At 59.9% G+C, this 19984-nt stretch carries 17 protein-coding genes; 8 read left to right on the plus strand and 9 right to left on the minus strand.

Annotation, left to right across the window (positions count from 1 at the left end):
* The first annotated feature begins 1 nt into the window (after nt 1).
* Entirely contained in the window at nt 2-1054 is a 1053-nt protein-coding gene (gene hisC / locus Q7W83_RS04340) for a histidinol-phosphate transaminase (RefSeq protein ID WP_473655713.1), read from the plus strand.
* Nucleotides 1055-1176: 122 nt separating this feature from the next.
* Here the strand turns inward: hisC and Q7W83_RS04345 are convergent, their stop codons facing one another.
* From Q7W83_RS04345 to algW, 3 genes are all read right to left on the minus strand, one after another.
* On the minus strand, nt 1177-1896 hold the full coding sequence (locus Q7W83_RS04345) for a DUF4198 domain-containing protein (RefSeq protein WP_150633267.1): 720 nt from the start codon (nt 1894-1896) through the stop codon (nt 1177-1179).
* Between the two features lie 12 nt (nt 1897-1908).
* A complete protein-coding gene (locus tag Q7W83_RS04350) occupies nt 1909-4014 on the minus strand; it encodes a TonB-dependent siderophore receptor (RefSeq protein ID WP_473655714.1) in 2106 nt (701 codons plus the stop codon).
* Between the two features lie 89 nt (nt 4015-4103).
* On the minus strand, nt 4104-5264 hold the full coding sequence (algW, locus tag Q7W83_RS04355) for a Do family serine endopeptidase AlgW (protein ID WP_150633269.1): 1161 nt from the start codon (nt 5262-5264) through the stop codon (nt 4104-4106).
* Between the two features lie 102 nt (nt 5265-5366).
* On the opposite strand from algW, the gene Q7W83_RS04360 reads away from it, so the two are divergent.
* From Q7W83_RS04360 to cysN, 3 genes are all read left to right on the plus strand, one after another.
* Nucleotides 5367-6125, plus strand: a complete 759-nt coding sequence (locus Q7W83_RS04360) for a Nif3-like dinuclear metal center hexameric protein (protein ID WP_458377913.1) — start codon at nt 5367-5369, stop codon at nt 6123-6125.
* A gap of 251 nt (nt 6126-6376) precedes the next feature.
* On the plus strand, nt 6377-7294 hold the full coding sequence (gene cysD, locus Q7W83_RS04365; protein WP_010463281.1) for a sulfate adenylyltransferase subunit CysD: 918 nt from the start codon (nt 6377-6379) through the stop codon (nt 7292-7294).
* A 9-nt stretch (nt 7295-7303) separates the two neighbouring features.
* A complete protein-coding gene (gene cysN, locus Q7W83_RS04370; RefSeq protein WP_458377912.1) occupies nt 7304-9202 on the plus strand; it encodes a sulfate adenylyltransferase subunit CysN in 1899 nt (632 codons plus the stop codon).
* 171 nt (nt 9203-9373) lie between these two features.
* Here the strand turns inward: cysN and Q7W83_RS04375 are convergent, their stop codons facing one another.
* Genes Q7W83_RS04375 through Q7W83_RS04385 form a run of 3 tightly spaced genes read right to left on the minus strand, consistent with a single transcriptional unit; the run spans nt 9374 to nt 12778 of the window.
* Nucleotides 9374-10279 carry an acyltransferase gene (locus Q7W83_RS04375; protein WP_150639280.1) on the minus strand — a complete coding sequence of 302 codons (906 nt, stop codon included), beginning with the start codon at nt 10277-10279 and terminating at the stop codon, nt 9374-9376.
* Nucleotides 10280-12379: a phosphate acetyltransferase gene (gene pta / locus Q7W83_RS04380; RefSeq protein ID WP_150633273.1), complete on the minus strand. Its 2100-nt coding sequence runs from the start codon at nt 12377-12379 to the stop codon at nt 10280-10282. It abuts the gene before it with no gap.
* 60 nt (nt 12380-12439) lie between these two features.
* Nucleotides 12440-12778: a DUF3565 domain-containing protein gene (locus tag Q7W83_RS04385; protein ID WP_473655715.1), complete on the minus strand. Its 339-nt coding sequence runs from the start codon at nt 12776-12778 to the stop codon at nt 12440-12442.
* Here Q7W83_RS04385 and Q7W83_RS04390 point away from each other — a divergent pair.
* From Q7W83_RS04390 to Q7W83_RS04400, 3 genes are all read left to right on the plus strand, one after another.
* Nucleotides 12747-13232 carry an FKBP-type peptidyl-prolyl cis-trans isomerase gene (locus Q7W83_RS04390; protein WP_007901600.1) on the plus strand — a complete coding sequence of 162 codons (486 nt, stop codon included), beginning with the start codon at nt 12747-12749 and terminating at the stop codon, nt 13230-13232. The two genes, Q7W83_RS04385 and Q7W83_RS04390, sit on opposite strands and share 32 nt — an antisense overlap.
* 122 nt (nt 13233-13354) lie before the next feature.
* Complete coding sequence (locus Q7W83_RS04395; protein WP_150633275.1) at nt 13355-13837, plus strand: glutathione peroxidase; 483 nt, start codon at nt 13355-13357, stop codon at nt 13835-13837.
* A 143-nt stretch (nt 13838-13980) separates the two neighbouring features.
* Complete coding sequence (locus Q7W83_RS04400) at nt 13981-15084, plus strand: NADH:flavin oxidoreductase (protein WP_150639277.1); 1104 nt, start codon at nt 13981-13983, stop codon at nt 15082-15084.
* 117 nt (nt 15085-15201) lie between these two features.
* Here Q7W83_RS04400 and Q7W83_RS04405 read toward each other — a convergent pair whose 3' ends face one another.
* Together Q7W83_RS04405 and cysZ are read right to left on the minus strand one after the other, a co-directional pair.
* The gene (locus Q7W83_RS04405; protein ID WP_473655716.1) at nt 15202-16401 is read right to left on the minus strand and encodes a glycosyltransferase family 4 protein; all 1200 of its coding nucleotides are present in this window, start codon (nt 16399-16401) and stop codon (nt 15202-15204) included.
* A 40-nt stretch (nt 16402-16441) separates the two neighbouring features.
* On the minus strand, nt 16442-17194 hold the full coding sequence (cysZ, locus tag Q7W83_RS04410) for a sulfate transporter CysZ (RefSeq protein WP_150633278.1): 753 nt from the start codon (nt 17192-17194) through the stop codon (nt 16442-16444).
* A gap of 315 nt (nt 17195-17509) precedes the next feature.
* On the opposite strand from cysZ, the gene trxB reads away from it, so the two are divergent.
* The gene (gene trxB, locus Q7W83_RS04415; RefSeq protein WP_150639274.1) at nt 17510-18472 is read left to right on the plus strand and encodes a thioredoxin-disulfide reductase; all 963 of its coding nucleotides are present in this window, start codon (nt 17510-17512) and stop codon (nt 18470-18472) included.
* Between the two features lie 122 nt (nt 18473-18594).
* Here trxB and Q7W83_RS04420 read toward each other — a convergent pair whose 3' ends face one another.
* Nucleotides 18595-19845, minus strand: coding sequence for a 2-aminoadipate transaminase (locus Q7W83_RS04420; RefSeq protein WP_150654416.1), 1251 nt, complete (start codon nt 19843-19845; stop codon nt 18595-18597).
* Nucleotides 19846-19984: the final 139 nt, after the last annotated feature.

Raw genomic sequence — 19984 nt, forward strand, 5'->3', positions numbered from 1 at the left:
CATGAGTAAATTCTGGAGCCCCTTCGTCAAGAATCTGGTGCCTTACGTGCCGGGCGAGCAGCCGAAGCTGACGAAACTGGTGAAGCTCAACACCAATGAAAACCCGTACGGCCCGTCGCCCAAAGCCTTGGCGGCGATGCAGGCCGAACTGAATGACAACCTGCGTCTGTACCCGGACCCGAACAGTGATGTGCTCAAGCAAGCGGTGGCCAGGTATTACGGCGTGCAGGGCAATCAGGTGTTCCTCGGCAACGGTTCCGATGAAGTCCTGGCGCACATCTTTCACGGTTTGCTGCAACACGATAAACCGTTGCTGTTCCCGGACATCAGCTACAGCTTCTACCCGGTCTACTGCGGGCTGTATGGCATCACGTTCGACGCGGTGCCGCTGGACGAACAGTTCCAGATCAACCCGACTGATTACGCCAAGCCGAACGGCGGGATCATCTTCCCGAACCCGAACGCCCCGACCGGTTGCCTGCTGGCGCTGGACGCAGTCGAGCAACTCCTCAAGGCCAGCCCGGATTCGGTGGTCGTGGTGGATGAGGCTTACATCGACTTTGGAGGCGAGACGGCGATCAGTCTGGTGGACCGATATCCGAATTTGCTGGTGACCCAGACCTTGTCCAAGTCCCGTTCGCTGGCCGGTCTGCGGGTCGGTCTGGCAGTGGGGCATCCGGACCTGATCGAGGCGCTGGAGCGGATCAAGAACAGCTTCAACTCCTATCCCCTGGATCGCATGGCAAATGTCGGTGCTGCGGCAGCGTTCGATGATCGTGAGTACTTCGACAAGACCTGCCGTCTGGTGATCGAAAACCGTGAATGGGTGATCACGCAATTGCAGGCGAAAGGCTTTGAAGTGCTGCCGTCGGCGGCGAACTTCATTTTCGCCCGTCACCCGCAGCACGATGCGGCGGGGCTGGCGGCGAAGCTGCGCGAGCAGGGCGTTATCGTTCGGCACTTCAAGCAAGAGCGGATTGCGCAGTTCCTGCGGATTTCCATCGGCACGCCTGAGCAGAACCAGGCACTGATCGACGGGCTCGGCGACCTGTAAAACGCTTTCGCTGGCAAGCCACCAGCGCCTACAGAGAATTGTGTCGTCCACAACGGCCGTGATCGACACAAATCCTGTAGGCGCCGGCTTGCCGACGAACGATTCACCGCAGAATCGGTGTCCTACTCGTGATGTGGCTCGCCCAGGAACGTCAGCGAACTGAACAATCCCCGACTACTCACGTCAGCACTGTCCTTCACCGGGACTTCCACCTGCGCCGCAATCACATTCAACCCTTCATTACGCACCAACACCTGAGCCCGCCCCTGCGCGTCGGTTTCCGTGCTCAACGTATTCGGCGCGCTGCGGTAGTCGCCCGTCAACTTCACCCCCGCCACGGGCTTGCCATCCAGTAGCACGCGAACCGGCAACGATTTGCCCGCCCCGACCGTCAACGGATCAACCTCCGGCAAAATCAGCAGTTTCATCTGATCAAGTGACGGCAATCTCGCCCCCGGTTGGTAGATCGCCAGGCTGTACTTGAACGTCTGGATCGACTCGATTGCGCCCGGTACTTTACTGCGTCCTTCGTTGATCCACTTTTTATCGGCAGTCTGCGACCACATTCCATTGTTTAGCGCCACGGCCATAACGGCCGGCGGTTTCAGCGGTTGCAGGCGTGCGTGGTCAGCGAGGCGTTGCACGGTCACCGGGATCATTTTGCCGCTGACGTCATAGGCCCAGGCGCCGCTGATCTTTTCCGGTTTGAAGGCGTTGTCCTCGGCGCCGTGGCCGTAAACCACTTCGATGTTGCCGCGGCGTTGTTCGGTCCACAGGCCATGGGCCGAGACTTCAGTGGCGAAGAGCAAGCCGAGTAGTGCCAAGGGTTTGAGAGGGTGCATGGTGACTTCCTTTTACAGTTTGAGTGTCAGGCTGACGGTGAAATTGCGCGGTTCGCCGGGATTGACCCAGTAGTTGCTGTAAGAGCGCTCGAAGTATTTCTCGTCGAAAAGGTTGTTCAGGTTCAGGCCCACGGTGACGTTTTGGGTGGCCTTGTAATGGGCCAGCAGGTCAACGGTGTGGTAAGCCGGCAGTTCAAAATCAGTGCCGGTTTCACCCGAGCGATCGCCGACATAAGTGAATGCCGCACCGAGGTCTGACCCGCGCAAACGGCCCTCCTGAAATTCATAAACCCCCAGCAGGCTGCCGCTGCGCCTGGCCACGCCGAGGATGCGGCTACCGGCCGGCGTGACCTTGTCGCCCTTGGTAACTTCGGCGTCGATGTAGGCAAACGCACCGATCACCCGCACGGCGTCGCTCACTTGTCCGGTGACTTGCAGATCAAAACCCTGGCTACGCGCCTTGCCCATGGCGCGACTGGAGTCGGTGCCCGGATCGAGGGCCAGCACGTTTTCCTTGTCGATCTGAAAAGCGGCGAGGGTACTGCTCAGGCGATTGTCGAACAGCTCGCTCTTGATCCCGATTTCATAGCCCACACCTTCTTCCGGATCGAAGGATTTGCCGGCTGCGTCCAGGCCGTTGTTCGGTTTGAACGAGGTGGAAGCGTTGGCGAACACACCGACTTCAGGCGTCAGTTGGTAGAGCAAGCCGGCCCGTTGAGTCAGCGCGTCGTGCCTCTTGCGACTGGTCGCTCCGCGCGTGTGATCGTCGATGCTTTGTTGGAAATGTTCGACGCGCGCACCGAGCAGGCCGCGTAGTTTGTCGGTGAAGACAATCTGGTCCTGCACGTTCAGCGCCTGGCTTTCGACATGCTCGAAAAAGTCCGTGCCTGAGCGAGCGCCGTTGGGCTTCGGTTGGCCGTAGACCGGCTGATAAATGTCGATGGCGTAGGCACCGCCGGCAATCGTGGTCACCCGTTCGTTCTTGCGGTAGTTCTCGTATTCGCTGCCGATCAGCAGTTCGTGCTGCCAGCTCCCGAGGTCGAACAGACCCCGCAATTCGAGCTGGGTGATGCTGTCGTGCCAATCATTGTCACGCTCGCGGTAGCGTCGATTGACCGTGTGCCCGTTGGCATTCAGCGGCCGCGTCTCGGAGGCGAAGCCCCAGAGTTTGCCTTCTTTGTAATGGCTGGCCAGACGCAGCTTCCAACCATCGTTGAGGTGATGTTCAAGAGCGGCCTGCAGACTGTTGTTGTGGTTGTCGATGTCGTCGTCATTGGGTTCGCCGAGGAAGGTTGAGCGCGAAACGCCGCTCCATGAGTTGTTCGGGGCGACGATGCCACGGTCGAACGTCGAGCGGTGACGGACGAGTTCGCTCTCCACCAGCAAATGCGTGTCAGGGTTCAGTTGCCAACTGAAGGAGGGCGCGATGAACACGCGCTGGCTCTCAACATGATCGCGAAAACTGTGGTTGTCCTCGACCGCCAGGTTGACGCGGGACAGCACATTGCCGTCGTCATCCAGCGGTGTATTGACGTCCAGCGCGGTGCGATAACGATCCCGACTGCCGGCGCTGGTCTGCAACGTGGTGAAGGTTTCTGGCTGCGGTTTCTTGGTGACGATGTTTACTGTACCGCCCGGATCACCACGGCCATAAAGACTGGCGGCCGGACCTTTGAGCACTTCGATGCGCTCGATGTTGGCCACGTCCGGTGTGCTGGGGTAACCACGATTGGCACTGAACCCGTCCTTGTAGAACTCGGAGGTGGTGAAGCCACGCACGCTGTATTCGTAAAGCGTCAGGCCGCCGAAGTTGTTCTGCTTCGATACGCCGCCGGCAAAATCCAATGCGCGCTCGACGTTGTTGCTGCCGAGGTCCTTGAGCACGCTGGCGGGAATCACACTGATCGATTGCGGGGTGTCGCGAAGGGCCGTGTCGGTTTTAGTCGCGCTGGAGGAGCGAGTGGCGCGGTAGCCTTTGACCGGGCCGGTGGGTGATTCGTAGTCGGAGGTGACGCTGATGGCGTCCAGCTCGAGCGGGCTGGAGTCTTCGGCGAAGACCGGATCTGCGAGCAGGCCAAAGGCAAGACTTGCCACAGAAACCATTGTTCGAGACGACATGTTATGTTGTTCCAATAGTGATATTGAAACAATATAACATGTCTAATGAGAATGTCTGCTGTTAGCCCGCATGGCTCGGGCTAGCGCTTTTATTCCTCTTCTTTTTCCTTCGCGGGCGCGGGTGGCGGGCGCAAGCCAATTTCAGCGGTGAGCTTCAGTTCTTTGCCGTTGCGCATTACCTGAATCGTGACTTTGTCGGTCGGCTTGATCCGTGCGACCTGGTTCATCGAGCGACGACCATCACCGGCCGGTTCGCCGTCGATGGCGAGAATCACGTCGCCCAATTGCAAACCGGCCTTCTGCGCCGGACCGTCACGGAATATCCCCGCGACCACAATGCCCGGACGTCCCGACAAACCGAACGATTCGGCCAGTTCCTGGGTCAACGGCTGCACTTCGATACCGAGCCAGCCGCGAATCACCTGGCCGTGTTCGATGATCGACTTCATCACTTCCATCGCCAATTTGACCGGGATCGCGAAACCGATGCCTTGCGAGCCGCCGGACTTGGAGAAGATCGCGGTGTTGATCCCGGTCAGGTTGCCATTGGCGTCCACCAGCGCGCCGCCGGAGTTGCCGGGGTTGATCGCGGCGTCGGTCTGGATGAAATCTTCGTAGTTGTTCAGGCCCAGCTGATTACGGCCTGTGGCGCTGATGATGCCCATGGTCACGGTCTGGCCGACGCCGAACGGGTTGCCGATGGCCAGCGCGACGTCGCCGATGCGGATGTTGTCCGAACGGCCGACGGTGATCGACGGCAGGTTTTTCAGATCGATCTTCAGGACGGCGAGGTCGGTTTCCGGGTCGCTGCCGATCACGCGGGCCAGGGTTTCACGGCCGTCCTTCAAGGCGACGACAATCTGGTCGGCGCCGCTGGTCACGTGGTTGTTGGTCAGCAGGTAACCTTCCGGGCTCATGATCACCCCGGAGCCGAGGCTCGATTCCATGCGCTTCTGCTTGGGCGAGTTGTCGCCGAAGAAGCGGCGGAACTGCGGGTCTTCGAACAACGGATGGTTTGGCTTGTTGATGACTTTGGTGGTGTACAGGTTCACCACCGACGGTGCTGCCGTGGTCACCGCGTCGGCATAGGACACCGGACCCTGTTGCATGGTGGTGGTTTGCGGGGCTTGCTGCAGGTTGACGTCGAGGCTCGGGAGCCCGACCCACTGCGGGTAACGCTGGATGATCAACAGAGCGATAAGCACGCCGGCCAACAGCGGCCAGCCGGAAAAACGCAGCGCCTTGAGCATTAAGCACGTCCTGAGAGGTTGCAGGCGGTTAGAGACCGCCCATAATGTCGCGCATTATACGAGGCCGCGCGCGCCTCTGAACGGGATATTTAGGAGTCTTTTATGGCCGTCGCCCTGAGCACCCTGGTCGAAGAAGCCGACCGTTACCTGAACAGTGCAAAGATTGCCGATTATTGTCCCAACGGGTTACAGGTCGAAGGTCGGCCGCAGGTGATGCGCATCGTCAGTGGCGTCACCGCCAGCCAGGCGTTGCTGGACGCGGCCGTCGAAGCCCAGGCCGATCTGGTGCTGGTGCATCACGGTTATTTCTGGAAGGGCGAGAACCCGTGCATCACCGGTATGAAGCAGCGTCGGTTGAAAACCCTGCTCAAGCACGACATCAGCCTGCTGTCTTACCATCTGCCACTGGATCTGCATCCGGAAGTCGGCAACAACGTGCAGCTCGCACGTCAACTGGACATCACCGTCGAAGGCCCGCTCGATCCGGAGAACCTTAAAATTGTCGGTCTGGTGGGCTCTCTGAACGAACCGGTGACGCCGCGTGATTTCGCTCGCCGCGTGCAGGAAGTCATGGGGCGCGAGCCATTGTTGATTGAAGGCGGCGAGATGATTCGTCGGGTCGGCTGGTGCACCGGTGGTGGTCAGGGTTACATCGATCAGGCGGTTTTGGCGGGCGTCGATCTGTACCTCAGCGGTGAAGCGTCCGAGCAAACCTTCCACAGCGCCCGGGAAAACGACATCAGCTTCATCGCCGCCGGTCACCACGCCACCGAGCGCTACGGTGTGCAGGCACTGGGGGATTACCTGGCACGACGGTTTGCCCTGGAGCACATCTTCATCGATTGCCCGAATCCGATTTGATTAACACCATACATAAAATGTGCGAGCGAGCCTGTTCGCGATGACTGCATCACAAGCGACATTGATGTGACAGATACACCGCAATCGCGAGCAGGCTCGCTCCCACAGGGGCCTGACCGCCCTAACGAGGGGGTATATTCATATACCCTTTCGATCTAGCTCGCGTCCTGATTAGAAGAGGACGCTGTGCTAGGATTCCTCGCTCGAACACGGCCCGCTGGCCGTCCATAAGATCGTTTTCGTGAGTAGCCATGGTCGACAAACTGACGCATCTGAAACAGCTGGAGGCCGAAAGCATCCACATCATCCGCGAGGTCGCCGCCGAGTTCGATAACCCGGTGATGCTGTACTCCGTCGGTAAAGACTCCGCCGTGATGCTGCACCTTGCGCGCAAGGCATTCTTCCCGGGCAAGTTGCCGTTCCCGGTGATGCACGTCGACACCCGGTGGAAGTTCAAGGAAATGTACGCGTTCCGCGACCGCATGGTCGAAGAACTCGGCCTGGACCTGCTGGTGCACGTGAACCCCGATGGCGTCGCGCAGGGCATCAACCCGCTGACCCACGGCAGTGCCAAGCACACCGACATCATGAAAACCGAAGGCCTGAAACAGGCTCTCGACAAGTACGGTTTCGATGCCGCTTTCGGTGGCGCTCGTCGCGATGAAGAAAAATCCCGTGCCAAAGAGCGCGTGTATTCCTTCCGCGACACCAAGCACCGCTGGGACCCGAAAAACCAGCGTCCAGAGTTGTGGAACGTCTACAACGGCAACGTCAACAAGGGTGAGTCGATCCGCGTTTTCCCGTTGTCGAACTGGACCGAACTGGACATCTGGCAGTACATCTATCTCGAAGGCATCCCGATTGTGCCGCTGTATTTCGCCGCCGAGCGCGACGTCATCGAGATGAATGGCACCTGGATCATGATCGACGACGAACGCCTGCTCAATCACCTGAGCGACGAAGACAAGGCGCGCATCGTCAAGAAGAAGGTCCGTTTCCGTACGCTCGGCGACTACCCGCTGACCGGTGCGGTCGAGTCCGAGGCCACCAGCCTGACCGACATCATTCAGGAAATGCTCCTGACGCGAACTTCCGAACGCCAGGGCCGGGTCATCGACCACGATGGCGCAGGCTCGATGGAAGAAAAGAAACGTCAGGGTTATTTCTAAGGGGTTGTCATGTCGCACGTATCTGATTTGATCAGCGAGGACATCCTCGCCTACCTGGGCCAGCACGAACGCAAGGAAATGCTGCGTTTCCTGACCTGTGGCAACGTCGACGACGGCAAGAGCACCCTGATCGGGCGCCTGCTGCACGACTCCAAGATGATCTACGAAGATCACCTGGAAGCCATTACCCGCGACTCGAAAAAAGTCGGCACCACCGGCGAAGACATCGACCTGGCATTGCTGGTCGACGGCCTGCAGGCCGAGCGTGAGCAGGGCATCACCATTGATGTTGCCTACCGCTATTTCTCCACCGCCAAACGCAAATTCATCATCGCCGACACCCCTGGCCATGAGCAGTACACCCGCAACATGGCCACCGGTGCGTCCACCTGTGACCTGGCGATCATCCTGGTCGACGCCCGTTACGGCGTGCAGACCCAGACCCGTCGCCACAGCTTCATCGCCTCGTTGCTCGGCATCAAGCACATCGTGGTCGCCATCAACAAAATGGACCTCAACGGTTTCGACGAAACAGTGTTCGAGTCGATCAAGGCCGATTACCTGAAGTTCGCCGAAGGCATCGCCTTCAAACCGACCACCATGGCCTTCGTGCCGATGTCGGCGCTGAAGGGCGACAACGTGGTGAACAAGTCCGAGCGCTCGCCGTGGTACACCGGCCAGTCGCTGATGGAAATTCTCGAGACCGTCGAGATCGCCAGCGACCGCAACTACACCGACCTGCGTTTCCCGGTGCAGTACGTCAACCGTCCGAACTTGAACTTCCGTGGTTTCGCCGGCACCCTGGCCAGCGGCGTCGTGCACAAGGGCGACGAAGTCGTGGTGCTGCCGTCGGGCAAGAGCAGCCGCGTGAAATCCATCGTCACCTTCGAAGGTGAACTGGAACACGCAGGTCCGGGTCAGGCGGTAACGCTGACCATGGAAGACGAGATCGACATCTCCCGCGGCGACTTGCTGGTGCACGCCGACAACCTGCCGCAGGTGACTGACGCCTTCGACGCCATGCTGGTGTGGATGGCCGAAGAACCGATGTTGCCGGGCAAGAAATACGACATCAAACGCGCCACGACGTACGTGCCGGGTTCGATCACCAGCATCGTCAACCGCGTTGACGTGAACACTCTGGAAGAAGGTCCGGCCAGTTCGTTGAACCTCAACGAAATCGGTCGGGTCAAGGTCAGCCTCGACGCGGCCATCGCGCTGGACGGTTACGCGAGCAACCGCACCACTGGTTCGTTCATCGTCATCGACCGCTTGACCAACGGCACCGTTGCGGCCGGCATGATCATCGCTCAGCCGTTGGCGCATGGCAGCAGCACGCACCACGGCAAACTGGCTCACGTTGCCACCGAAGAGCGCGCTCAGCGTTTCGGCCAGCAGCCGGCTACCGTGTTGTTCAGCGGTTTGTCGGGCGCGGGCAAAAGCACCCTGGCTTATGCGGTTGAACGCAAGTTGTTCGACCTGGGCCGCGCGGTGTTTGTGCTCGATGGCCAGAACCTGCGTCATGACCTGAACAAAGGTCTGCCACAGGATCGCTCCGGGCGTACCGAGAACTGGCGCCGTGCCGCGCACGTTGCGCGTCAGTTCAACGAGGCCGGTCTGCTGACCCTCGCTGCGTTTGTTGCGCCGAGTGCTGAAGGTCGTGAGCAAGCCAGGGAACTGATCGGCAAAGAGCGTTTGCTGACGGTCTACGTCCAGGCCTCGCCGACGGTCTGCGCCGAGCGAGATCCGCAAGGTTTGTACGCGGCGGCCGGGGATAACATTCCTGGCGATTCCTTCCCGTACGACGTGCCACTGGACGCCGACCTCGTGGTCGACACCCAGTCGCTGTCGCTGGAAGAAAGCGTCAAGCAAGTGCTGGATCTGCTGCGTCAGCGTGGCGCGATCTAAGCGCTTTTAGCCGTTAATAAAAAACCCGCCGATGAGTGATCATCGGCGGGTTTTTTTGTGGGTCAACTCGGTCAACTGTGGGAGCTAGCCTGCTAGCGATTGCGGTGATTCAGGTAATAAATCTGCTGAATGTGAACCCGCTATCGCCAGCAGGCTGGCTCCCACAGTAGGTCAGTGTTTATCGGGATACTCCCGATGCATCTGCTCCAGCAACGCATCCTTGTCTTCCCAAAGCTGATTGATCCAGCCCTGAAACTGCAAGCGATACTCTCCATCCTGGTCGTAATTCTTGCCAATGAACTGCGGCGGAATCTTCAGCTCCTGAAAATGCACCACCACGTCCGCAACGTTTCCGCAGAGCAAATCCCAGTACCCCGGACGCCCGCCCGGGTAGTGAATGGTCACGTTGACGATCGACTCCAGCTGCTCACCCATCGCATCCAGCACAAACGCGATGCCACCGGCCTTGGGTTTGAGCAGATACTTGAACGGTGATTTCTGTTGCGCGTGCTTGCCCTCGGTGAAGCGTGTGCCTTCAACGAAATTGAAAATCCCCACCGGGTTATTGCGAAATTTTGCGCAGGTCCTGCGGGTGGTTTCCAGATCCTTGCCTTTCTTCTCCGGGTGTTTTTCCAGGTAGGCCTTGGAGTAGCGCTTCATGAACGGAAAGCCCAACGCCCACCACGCCAGACCAATCACCGGCACCCAGATCAGCTCTTGCTTGAGAAAGAACTTCAACGGCTGGATGCGCCGGTTGAGCACGTATTGCAACACCATGATGTCGACCCAGCTCTGGTGGTTGCTGGTGATCAGGTACGAGTGCTGGTAGTCCAGGCCTTCGAGGCCGCTGAGGTGCCAGCGCGTGCGGCAGACCAGGTTCATCCAGGCCTTGTTGTTGCTGATCCAGGCTTCATGGGTATGGCTCATCAACCAGCGCGTGAAACGCTGGGTGAGGGCAAACGGCAACACCTTGAAAATCGCCACGCAGAACAGAAACGAGCAGAGCAAAATTGTATTCAACGCCAGCAACAACGATGCAATCACGCCGCGCACGGCGGCAGGCAGGAAATCCAGCATTTAAAGATCCAGAGGTCGGTTGGCAGCTTGAATCGCGGTCAACGCGATGGTGTACACGATGTCATCGACTTGCGCGCCGCGCGGCAGGTCGTTCACCGGTTTGCGCAGGCCTTGCAGCATCGGCCCAAGGCTGACGCAATCGGCACTGCGCTGCACGGCTTTGTGCGTGGTGTTGCCGGTGTTCAGGTCGGGGAACACGAACACTGTGGCACGTCCGGCCACCTGACTGTTCGGCGCCAGTTGCCGGGCGACGGTTTCGTTGGCGGCGGCGTCGTATTGCAACGGGCCGTCGATCAGCAGTGAGTGCTGTTGTTCGTGGGCGAGCAAGGTCGCCTCGCGCACCTTCTCGACTTCTTCACCGCTGGCCGACTCACCACTGGAATAGCTGATCATCGCCACGCGCGGGGTAATGCCGAATGCGGCGGCCGAGTCGGCGCTTTGCAGGGCGATCTCGGCCAGTTCGCTGGCACTCGGGTGCGGGTTCATCACGCAGTCGCCGTAGACCAGCACCTCTTCGGGAAACAGCATGAAGAACACCGACGACACCAGGGTGCAGCCCGGCGCTGTTTTAATCAGCTGCAAGGCCGGGCGGATGGTGTTGGCGGTGGAGTGAATGACCCCGGACACCAGGCCGTCGACTTCATCCAGCGCCAGCATCATCGTGCCGATCACCACGGTGTCTTCCAGTTGCTGCTCGGCCATCGGCGCATTGAGGCTTTTGCTTTTGCGCAAGGCAACCATTGGCTCGACGTAGCGTTCGCGAATCAGGTCCGGATCGAGAATTTCCAGACCTGGCGGCAGCTCGATATCGTGGGCACGGGCCACGGCTTCGACGTCCGCCGGTTTCGCCAGCAACACGCAACGGGCAATGCCGCGCGCCTGACAGATCGCCGCCGCTTGTACGGTCAGCGGCTCGCTGCCTTCGGGTAACACGATGCGTTTGTTGGCGGCCTGGGCGCGCTGGATCAGTTGATAACGGAACACCGCCGGCGACAGGCGCATTTCCCGTGGCGTGCCGCAGCGCTGGTGCAGCCAGTTGGCATCGAGATGGCTGGCGACGAAGTCGGTAATGATCTCCGCACGCTCGCGGTCGTCGATCGGGATTTCCTTGTTCAACCCGTTCAACTGGTTGGCGGTCTCGTAGGAACCGGTGCTCACCGACAACACCGGCAAACCGGCCTGCAACGCGCCACGGCACAAGTCCATGATGCGCGGGTCGGGCAGGGTGTCGCTGGTCAACAACAGGCCGGCCAATGGCACGCCGTTCATGGCGGCGAGGCTGACGGCGAGGATGATGTCGTCGCGATCGCCGGGTGTCACCACGAGTACGCCGGGCTTGAGCAGCTCCACGGTGTTGCGCATGGTGCGGGCGCAGATGATGATTTTGGTCATGCGCCGGGTTTCGTAATCGCCGGCATTGAGGATTTGCGCGCCCATCAGGTCGGCCACGTCGCGGGTGCGCGGCGCGTTCAGTTCCGGCTGGAACGGGATGCAACCGAGCAAGCGGAAATCACCACTGCGCAGCAACGGCGAATGCTCCTTCAGGCGCGAGGCGAAGGCCTCCATGCTCTCGTCGGTCTTGACCTTGTTGAGGATCACGCCGAGGACTTTCGGATCTTTCGGACCGCCAAACAATTGCGCCTGCAATTCCACGCGGCCGGAGAGCTCGGTCAGCACTTCGTTTTCCGGCGCCGAGACCAGGATCACGTCGGCGTCGAGGCTCTTGGCCAAATGCAGATTGACCCGCGCGGCGTAACTGGCGCTGCGGGTCGGGACCATGCCTTCGACGATCAGCACGTCCTTGCCAATGGCCGCTTGCTGATAGAGCGTGATGATTTCTTCGAGCAACTCATCGAGCTGACCGTCGCCCAGCATGCGCTCTACATGGGCCAGGCCCAGCGGTTGAGGCGGTTTCAAGCCGTGGGTGCGCGCCACCAGTTCGGTGGAGCGCTCCGGCCCGGTGTCGCCCGGATGGGGCTGGGCGATCGGTTTGAAAAAGCCGACTTTGAGGCCGGCCCGCTCAAGTGTACGCACCAGCCCGAGGCTGATGGAGGTCAGACCCACACCAAAATCGGTGGGTGCGATAAAAAAAGTTTGCATGCGGATTCTCTAAGGGTGCATGGCAAAGGCGATCATCTATAACTGACGATCTACCGAAATTCAGTCGCCAAGGTTATCGCTAACCGAGCCTTGTGCGCACCACCCGCAATCAAAGGGTTGACCTATTTTTTCATGACGCCGCAGTGGGTCCATGACCCAGGCGCGTGATTGCCACGGCGGCTGGTGGCGCAGGTGTTGCGTGTGGCCGCAGGAAAGCTCGGCCACCCAATGCCCGTCCTCGTCCTGATGAAAACCGGTGACCGTTGAGCCTGGCGCTGCATTCCGTCTGTCCGGGTTGTGTTCGCTTTCGGACGATTGCTTCGCTAAACTTGGCCTTTCTAAATTCTTATGCAAAAGGTCTCGCCCCATGCTGATCGCCGCCAATAAGGCTGTCTCCATCGACTATACCCTGACCAACGACGCTGGTGAGGTCATCGACAGCTCCGCCGGCGGCGCGCCGCTGGTCTACCTGCAAGGTGCAGGCAACATCATCCCTGGCCTGGAAAAGGCTCTGGAAGGCAAAGCAGTCGGCGACGAGCTGACCGTAGCCGTTGAACCTGAAGATGCCTACGGCGAATACGCTGCTGAACTGGTCAGCACTTTGAGCCGCAGCATGTTCGAAGGCGTCGACGAACTGGAAGTGGGCATGCAGTTCCACGCTTCCGCGCCGGACGGCCAGATGCAGATCGTGACCATTCGCGACCTGGACGGCGACGATGTCACCGTCGACGGCAACCACCCGTTGGCCGGTCAGCGCCTGAACTTCCAGGTCAAGATCATCGACATCCGTGATGCCAGCCAGGAAGAAATCGCTCATGGTCACGTCCATGGCGAAGGTGGCCATCACCACTGATTTTCTGCGCTAAGCTCAGATAACTGGAGAGGCGCCCGAGGGCGCCTTTTTAGTCCGCGGCTGTCCCTGGCGGCGCCGCCAAGTGGCTGTTTCGAGAAGAACACGGGAATCTGGAGTTCGTCATGAGTGCTTTTCACGACCTTAAATTAACAGCCCTGGATGGTCAGGAGCTACCTCTGGCACCCTTCAAGGGGCACGTCGTGCTGGTGGTCAACGTCGCCTCCAAATGTGGCTTGACCCCACAATACGCGGCGCTGGAAAACCTCTACCAGCAATACAAAGGTAAAGGCTTCAGCGTGCTGGGCTTGCCGTGCAACCAGTTTGCCGGGCAAGAACCAGGCACCGAGCAGGAGATCCAGGAATTCTGCAGCCTCAACTATGGCGTGACCTTTCCGTTGTCCAGCAAGCTGGAAGTCAACGGTCATGAACGTCATCAGTTGTATCGCCTGCTGGCAGGCGAGGGTGCTGAGTTTCCGGGTGACATCACCTGGAACTTCGAAAAATTCCTGCTCGGCAAGGACGGCCGTGTATTGGCGCGATTCTCGCCGCGTACGGCGCCGGATGATCCGAGCGTCATTCAGGCGATCGAAAAAGCCCTGAGCTGATTCCCTATTGCAGGAGCCGGCTTGCTGGCTCCTGCAGTTTCGTGTGACTTTTAGATCTTAATCACTGCAATCAATAGTGCTGTTCATTGCGACGGACTCTCCATATTATCGCCGTCATAAAGTCTATTCCCGTGGAGCGTCCCATGCCTGTCAAAGCCCTGTTCAAACCGTTCCACCTCGGCACCCTCGAACTGCCTACCCGTGTCGTCATGGCGCCGATGACCCGCTCGTTCTCGCCGGGTGGCGTACCTAACTCCAAAGTGGTCGAGTACTACCGTCGTCGCGCCGCCGCCGGCGTTGGTTTGATCATCACCGAAGGCACCACCGTCGGTCACAAAGCCTCCAACGGCTACCCGAACGTGCCGCATTTCTACGGTGAAGACGCGCTGGCCGGCTGGAAGAAAGTCGTCGACGCGGTGCACGCCGAAGGCGGCAAGATCGTGCCGCAACTGTGGCATGTCGGCAGCGTGCGTCGCATCGGCACCGAGCCGGATGCCAGCGTGCCGGGTTACGGTCCGTCGGAAAAACTGAAGGACGGCCAGGTCGTGGTGCACGGCATGACCAAGCAGGATATCCAGGACGTGATCGCCGCGTTCGCCCAGGCCGCCAAGGATGCCCAGAGCATCGGCATGGACGGTGTGGAAATCCACGGCGCCCACGGCTACCTCGTGGATCAGTTCTTCTGGGAAGGCACCAACCAGCGCACCGATGAATACGGCGGCGACCTGGCCAATCGTTCGCGTTTTGCCATCGAACTGATCCAGGCCGTGCGTGCAGCCGTCGGCGAAGGTTTCCCGATCATCTTCCGTTTCTCCCAGTGGAAGCAGCAGGACTATACCGCGCGTCTGGTGCAAACCCCGGAGGCCTTGGGCGAATTCCTCAAGCCGTTGTCCGACGCCGGCGTGGACATTTTCCACTGCTCGACGCGCCGTTTCTGGGAGCCGGAGTTCGACGGTTCCGAACTGAACCTGGCCGGCTGGACCCGCAAGCTGACCGGCAAGCCGACCATCACCGTTGGCAGCGTCGGCCTGGATGGCGAGTTCCTGCAGTTCATGGTCAACACCGACAAGATCGCGCAGCCGGCCAGCCTGGAAAAACTGCTGGAGCGTTTGAACAACGACGAGTTCGATCTGGTGGCGGTAGGGCGTGCGCTGCTGGTGGACCCGGACTGGGCGCAGAAAGTGCGCGACGGTCGTGAAGAAGACATCCTGCCGTTCAGCCGTGAGGCGTTGATGACCTTGGTCTAAGCGGCGACTGGCAAGGCCCCATCGCCAGCAGGCTGGCTCCCACATCTTCTGTGTACAGCGCAGACCCCCTGTGGGAGCCAGCCTGCTGGCGATGAATGACTCAATGTCACCCTGGGCTCAGGGCAAGGTGGGTGCATTCGGCACCACCGCCTCCCCAACACAAGCCCCGCGCAATTGCCCCTCAAACTGCTCGATAATCGCGGCCCACCCCTGCCGACTTGCATGCTGGCGCGCATTGAGCCTTATGCAGCGCAAGGTTTCGCGCTCCTCCAGCAGCCACACTGCGGCATCGTTGAACGCTTCCTCATCCCCCGGCATCGCCAGCACGCCGTTGTAGCCATGGCGTATATGCTGAGCCGCCGCAGCCTGATCGTAGGCCACTACGCCCAACCCTGAAGCGAGCGCTTCAAGCACCACATTGCCGAACGTTTCGGTCATGCTCGGAAACAAAAACACATCCCCTGACGCATAGTGGCTGGCCAAGGCTTCGCCGCGCTGTGCGCCACAGAAAATCGCCTCGGGCAGTTCCTGCTCCAGAGCCACTCGTTGCGGACCGTCACCGACGATGATCAGTTTTAAGTTTCGCTGTGGATAAGTTGCTTTCAGCGTGTCGAAACAGCGTTTGAGCAAACCAAGATTCTTCTCCGGTGCCAGGCGTCCTACGTGGATGACAGCGATGTCCTTCTCACCCAGGCCCCATTGTTCACGCAACGATTGCAGGCGTTTGGTCGGGTGGAACAACTGACTGTCGACCCCACGGGAAAGCAATGCCAGCCGCTCGAAATGCCGCCGCTCGAGCTCCAGTCGCTGGCTGACACTTGGCACCAGGGTCAGGGTCGAACGATTGTGAAACCAGCGCAGGTAGTGGGTCAGCAGGCGCGTGAGCAAGCCGAGCCCGTACTGATTGGAGTATTGCTGGAAATTGGTGTGAAAGCCGCTGACCACCGAAATGCCCAGGCGCCGTGCTGCACGCAACGCGGACAATCCCAGTGGCCCTTCCGTGGCGATGTACAGCACGTCCGGGCGCTGGCGCTTCCAGCGTCGCAACAGCTTGTGCATCGACGACTGACCCCATTGCAAACCTGGATACCCTGGCAGCGGCCAGCCCCGACACAGCAGCAACCCATCGTCGCTGCCCAGCTGTTGATCGCAACCTTGCCGCGGCCGCACCAGTTCTACCTGATGGCCGCGCGCGCGCAAACCGTCGCACAAGCGGCCAAGGGTATTGGCCACGCCGTTGATTTCGGGAGGGAAGGTTTCGGTGATCAGGGTGATATGCAGAGCTGTCGTCATGACCTCAGTGTCGGCTGAGGCCATGTCGTCGTTGTGGCGTTTTGATGATGGATTTATGACCGGCTCAGCGTTGCGTCACCAGATTCTCTGCACCGCGCTCACGCACCCAGAACAACGTCGCTCCCGCCACGGCCGCCGGCATCATCAGAATGTTGACCACCGGAATCAGCAGCACCAGGTAAACACTGCCGCCAAAACTCATGCTCTGCCAGCGCTTCTCGCGCAGCCAGGCAAGCATTTCGTTCCAGCCCAGCTTGTGGTTGTCCGCCGGGTAGTCGATGTACTGGATCGCCATCATCCACACCCCGAACAGCAGCCACAGCGGCGCGGCGATGATGTTTACCACGGGGATGAACGAGAGGATGAACAGCCCGATCGCCCGCGGCAGGAAGTAGCCGAGCTTGCGCATCTCCCGAGCCAGGGTGCGCGGGACCATGGCGATCAGTTCGCCCCAACTGAACGCCGGGAAGTCATCGGTGCCACGCACCACCACTTCGACTTTCTCCGCGAGAAAGCCGTTGAACGGCGCGGCGATGATGTTGGCCAGCATGGTGAAGGTGAAGAACACCATCAACACCACCAGCACCACGAAAATCGGCCACAGGACATAACTGAGAAAACTCAGCCAGTCGGGCAGGGACGGCATCAGCGTATCGACCCACAGGCTGAATTGATGGCCGGCCAGATAGATCAATCCGACGAACAGCACCAGATTGATCGCCAGCGGCAGCAACACGAACAAACGCAGGCTGGGGCTGAGGACCAGCTTGAGGCCTTCGCGCAGGTATTGCGGGCCGGACAGAACAGGGGCGGGCATATCGTGCTCCGAGCAGAGGGGAAACGCGCCGACCTTACCGGCTTTGCCTGAAGGGCGAAAGCGCGGTCGCAGTATCGACATCAACTGTAACAAAGGCGCCTATATATAGGCTGCAATCGGATAGAGACCGCCTATGAGCTGGATTGTTAAACCGTATTTCCTTAATCTTCGCCCCCTCGATACGCTGCACCCAATCTTTTTACAGGACTGTCGAGTTCAAGCCTTCCCCAAGTGCTTTCAACAGTCCTTTTTTATTCCCGCCGGCAACCCGGCGTTCCGCGCCAGGTGTTTCGGGCCGGTCAACAGGAGCAGGTCATGTCTGAAGTCCGTCATTCGCGAGTGATTATTCTCGGTTCCGGCCCTGCCGGTTACAGCGCCGCGGTCTATGCCGCCCGTGCCAACCTCAAGCCTTTGCTGATTACCGGCATGCAAGCCGGCGGTCAACTGACCACCACCACCGAAGTCGATAACTGGCCGGGCGACGTCCACGGTCTGACCGGCCCGGCGTTGATGGAGCGGATGCGTGAGCACGCCGAGCGCTTTGAAACCGAGATCGTTTTCGATCACATCAATGCCGTGGACTTCGCTGCCAAGCCGTACACCCTGACCGGTGACAGCGCGACGTACACCTGCGACGCCCTGATCATCGCCACCGGCGCCAGCGCTCGCTACCTGGGCCTGCCATCGGAAGAAGCGTTCATGGGCAAAGGCGTTTCGGCCTGCGCGACCTGCGACGGTTTCTTCTATCGCAACAAGCCAGTGGCCGTGGTCGGTGGCGGTAACACCGCTGTCGAAGAAGCGCTGTACCTGGCCAACATCGCCAGCACCGTGACCCTGATCCACCGTCGCGAGACTTTCCGCGCCGAGAAGATCCTGATCGACAAGCTCAATGCCCGCGTTGCCGAAGGCAAGATCATCCTGAAACTGAACTCGAACCTGGACGAAGTCCTGGGCGACAACATGGGCGTGACCGGTGCTCGCCTGAAGAACAACGATGGCAGCTTCGACGAGCTGAAAGTCGACGGCGTGTTCATTGCCATCGGCCACACCCCGAACACCTCGTTGTTCGAAGGCCAGCTGACGTTGAAAGACGGCTATCTGGTTGTGCAGGGCGGCCGTGAAGGCAACGCTACCGCGACTAACATCGAAGGCATCTTCGCGGCCGGCGACGTGGCTGACCACGTTTACCGTCAGGCGATCACCTCGGCCGGTGCTGGCTGCATGGCTGCACTGGATGCCGAGCGTTATCTGGACGACCTGCAGAACGCCAAGTTCTGAGAGCGTTGAAATGAAAAAACCGGCTTCGGCCGGTTTTTTTGTGCCCACAGAAAGTGCGGCCAACACAAGCGCCTGTGGGAGCTAGCCTGCTAGCTCCCACAGGGACTGCATGGGCTTTAAGTTCAGACTAGTTTCTTCAGACACACCTCGAGGATGTCCAGACCTTCCTCCAGTACGGTGGCCTCGGTGGTCAATGGCGCCAGCAGCCGAATGATATGGCGCGACTTGCCGCTGGGCATCAGCAGCAATCCCGCCTCGCGTGCCAGGGCCAGCAGTTGGGTCAACTGCGCCGGGGCCGGTGTACCGTCGGCATGGGCCAGTTCGATGCCGCGCATGGCACCCACACCGGTCAGCCGTCCGAGAAAGGGTGAAATCCTGTTGGCGCGCCAGGCGTCGTAGCGACTGACAATCGCTTCTTCCTGTTGCACGCCCCACGCGTGCAGGTTGGCGTCGGTCATTTCATCCAGCGTCGCCAACGCAGCGGCGCAAGCGATCGGATTGCCCGAGTAAGTGCCGCCCAGTCCGCCCTTGGGCAAGGTGTCGAGCAGTGTCTTGCGCCCAACCACCGCACCCAGCGGTACGCCGCCGGCGATGCTTTTGGCCAGCAGGATCAGGTCGGGTTCGATACCCAGTCGCGAGAACGCAAACCGCTGGCCGGTGCGGCCGAAACCGGACTGGATTTCATCGGCGATCAGCAGGATGTTCTTTTCATCACAGAACTTGCGCAAGGCCTGTGCGAACGCCACGTCCATCGCCAGGAAGCCCGCTTCGCCCTGCACCGGTTCGACGATAAAACATGCCACGTCGTCGACATCGATCTCGACGCTGAACAGCCGATCCATCGCCTTCAACGCTTCGGCGCAGGTCACGCCGTTGTCCTTGCTCGGGTAGGGCAAGTGGAACACCGGACCGGGCAGCACGCCGACTTTCTGCTTGTAAGGCGCGACTTTGCCATTGAGGTTGAGGGTGGCAAGGGTGCGACCGTGGAAGGCGCCGTCGAAAGCGATGACGGCCGTGCGACCGGTCGCGCCACGGACGATCTTCAGGGCGTTTTCCGCCGCTTCCGCGCCGCTGTTGGTGAGCATGCCGCTGACCGGGTAATCCACCGGAATGAACGCGGTCAGTCGCTCCATGAGTTCGAGATAGGGCACATGCGGGGCGGCGTTGAACGCGTAGTGCGTCAGCCGGGTGGCTTGTTCGCGAATGGCCTCGACGATGCGCGGGTGGCAATGGCCAAGGTTCAGCACGCCGATGCCGCCGACAAAGTCGATGTAGCGTTTGCCCTCGGTGTCCCAGACCTCGGCATTTTTGCCATGGCTGAGAGTGACGGGGTGCACGATGTTGATCGACTGGCTGATGGTTTCGCTGCTCATGGATGACCGACTCTGAAGAAGGGATACTTCTTTTTATCTAAGCCGTGAGCAGTGGTGCCGGGCAAACGAAATAAAGTTGCCGGGTCAATCTTAAAAGTCGGGATGTGCTCTGAGCGTTGTGCAAAATACTTCGAAACAA

Source organism: Pseudomonas sp. 300 (assembly GCF_055803035.1).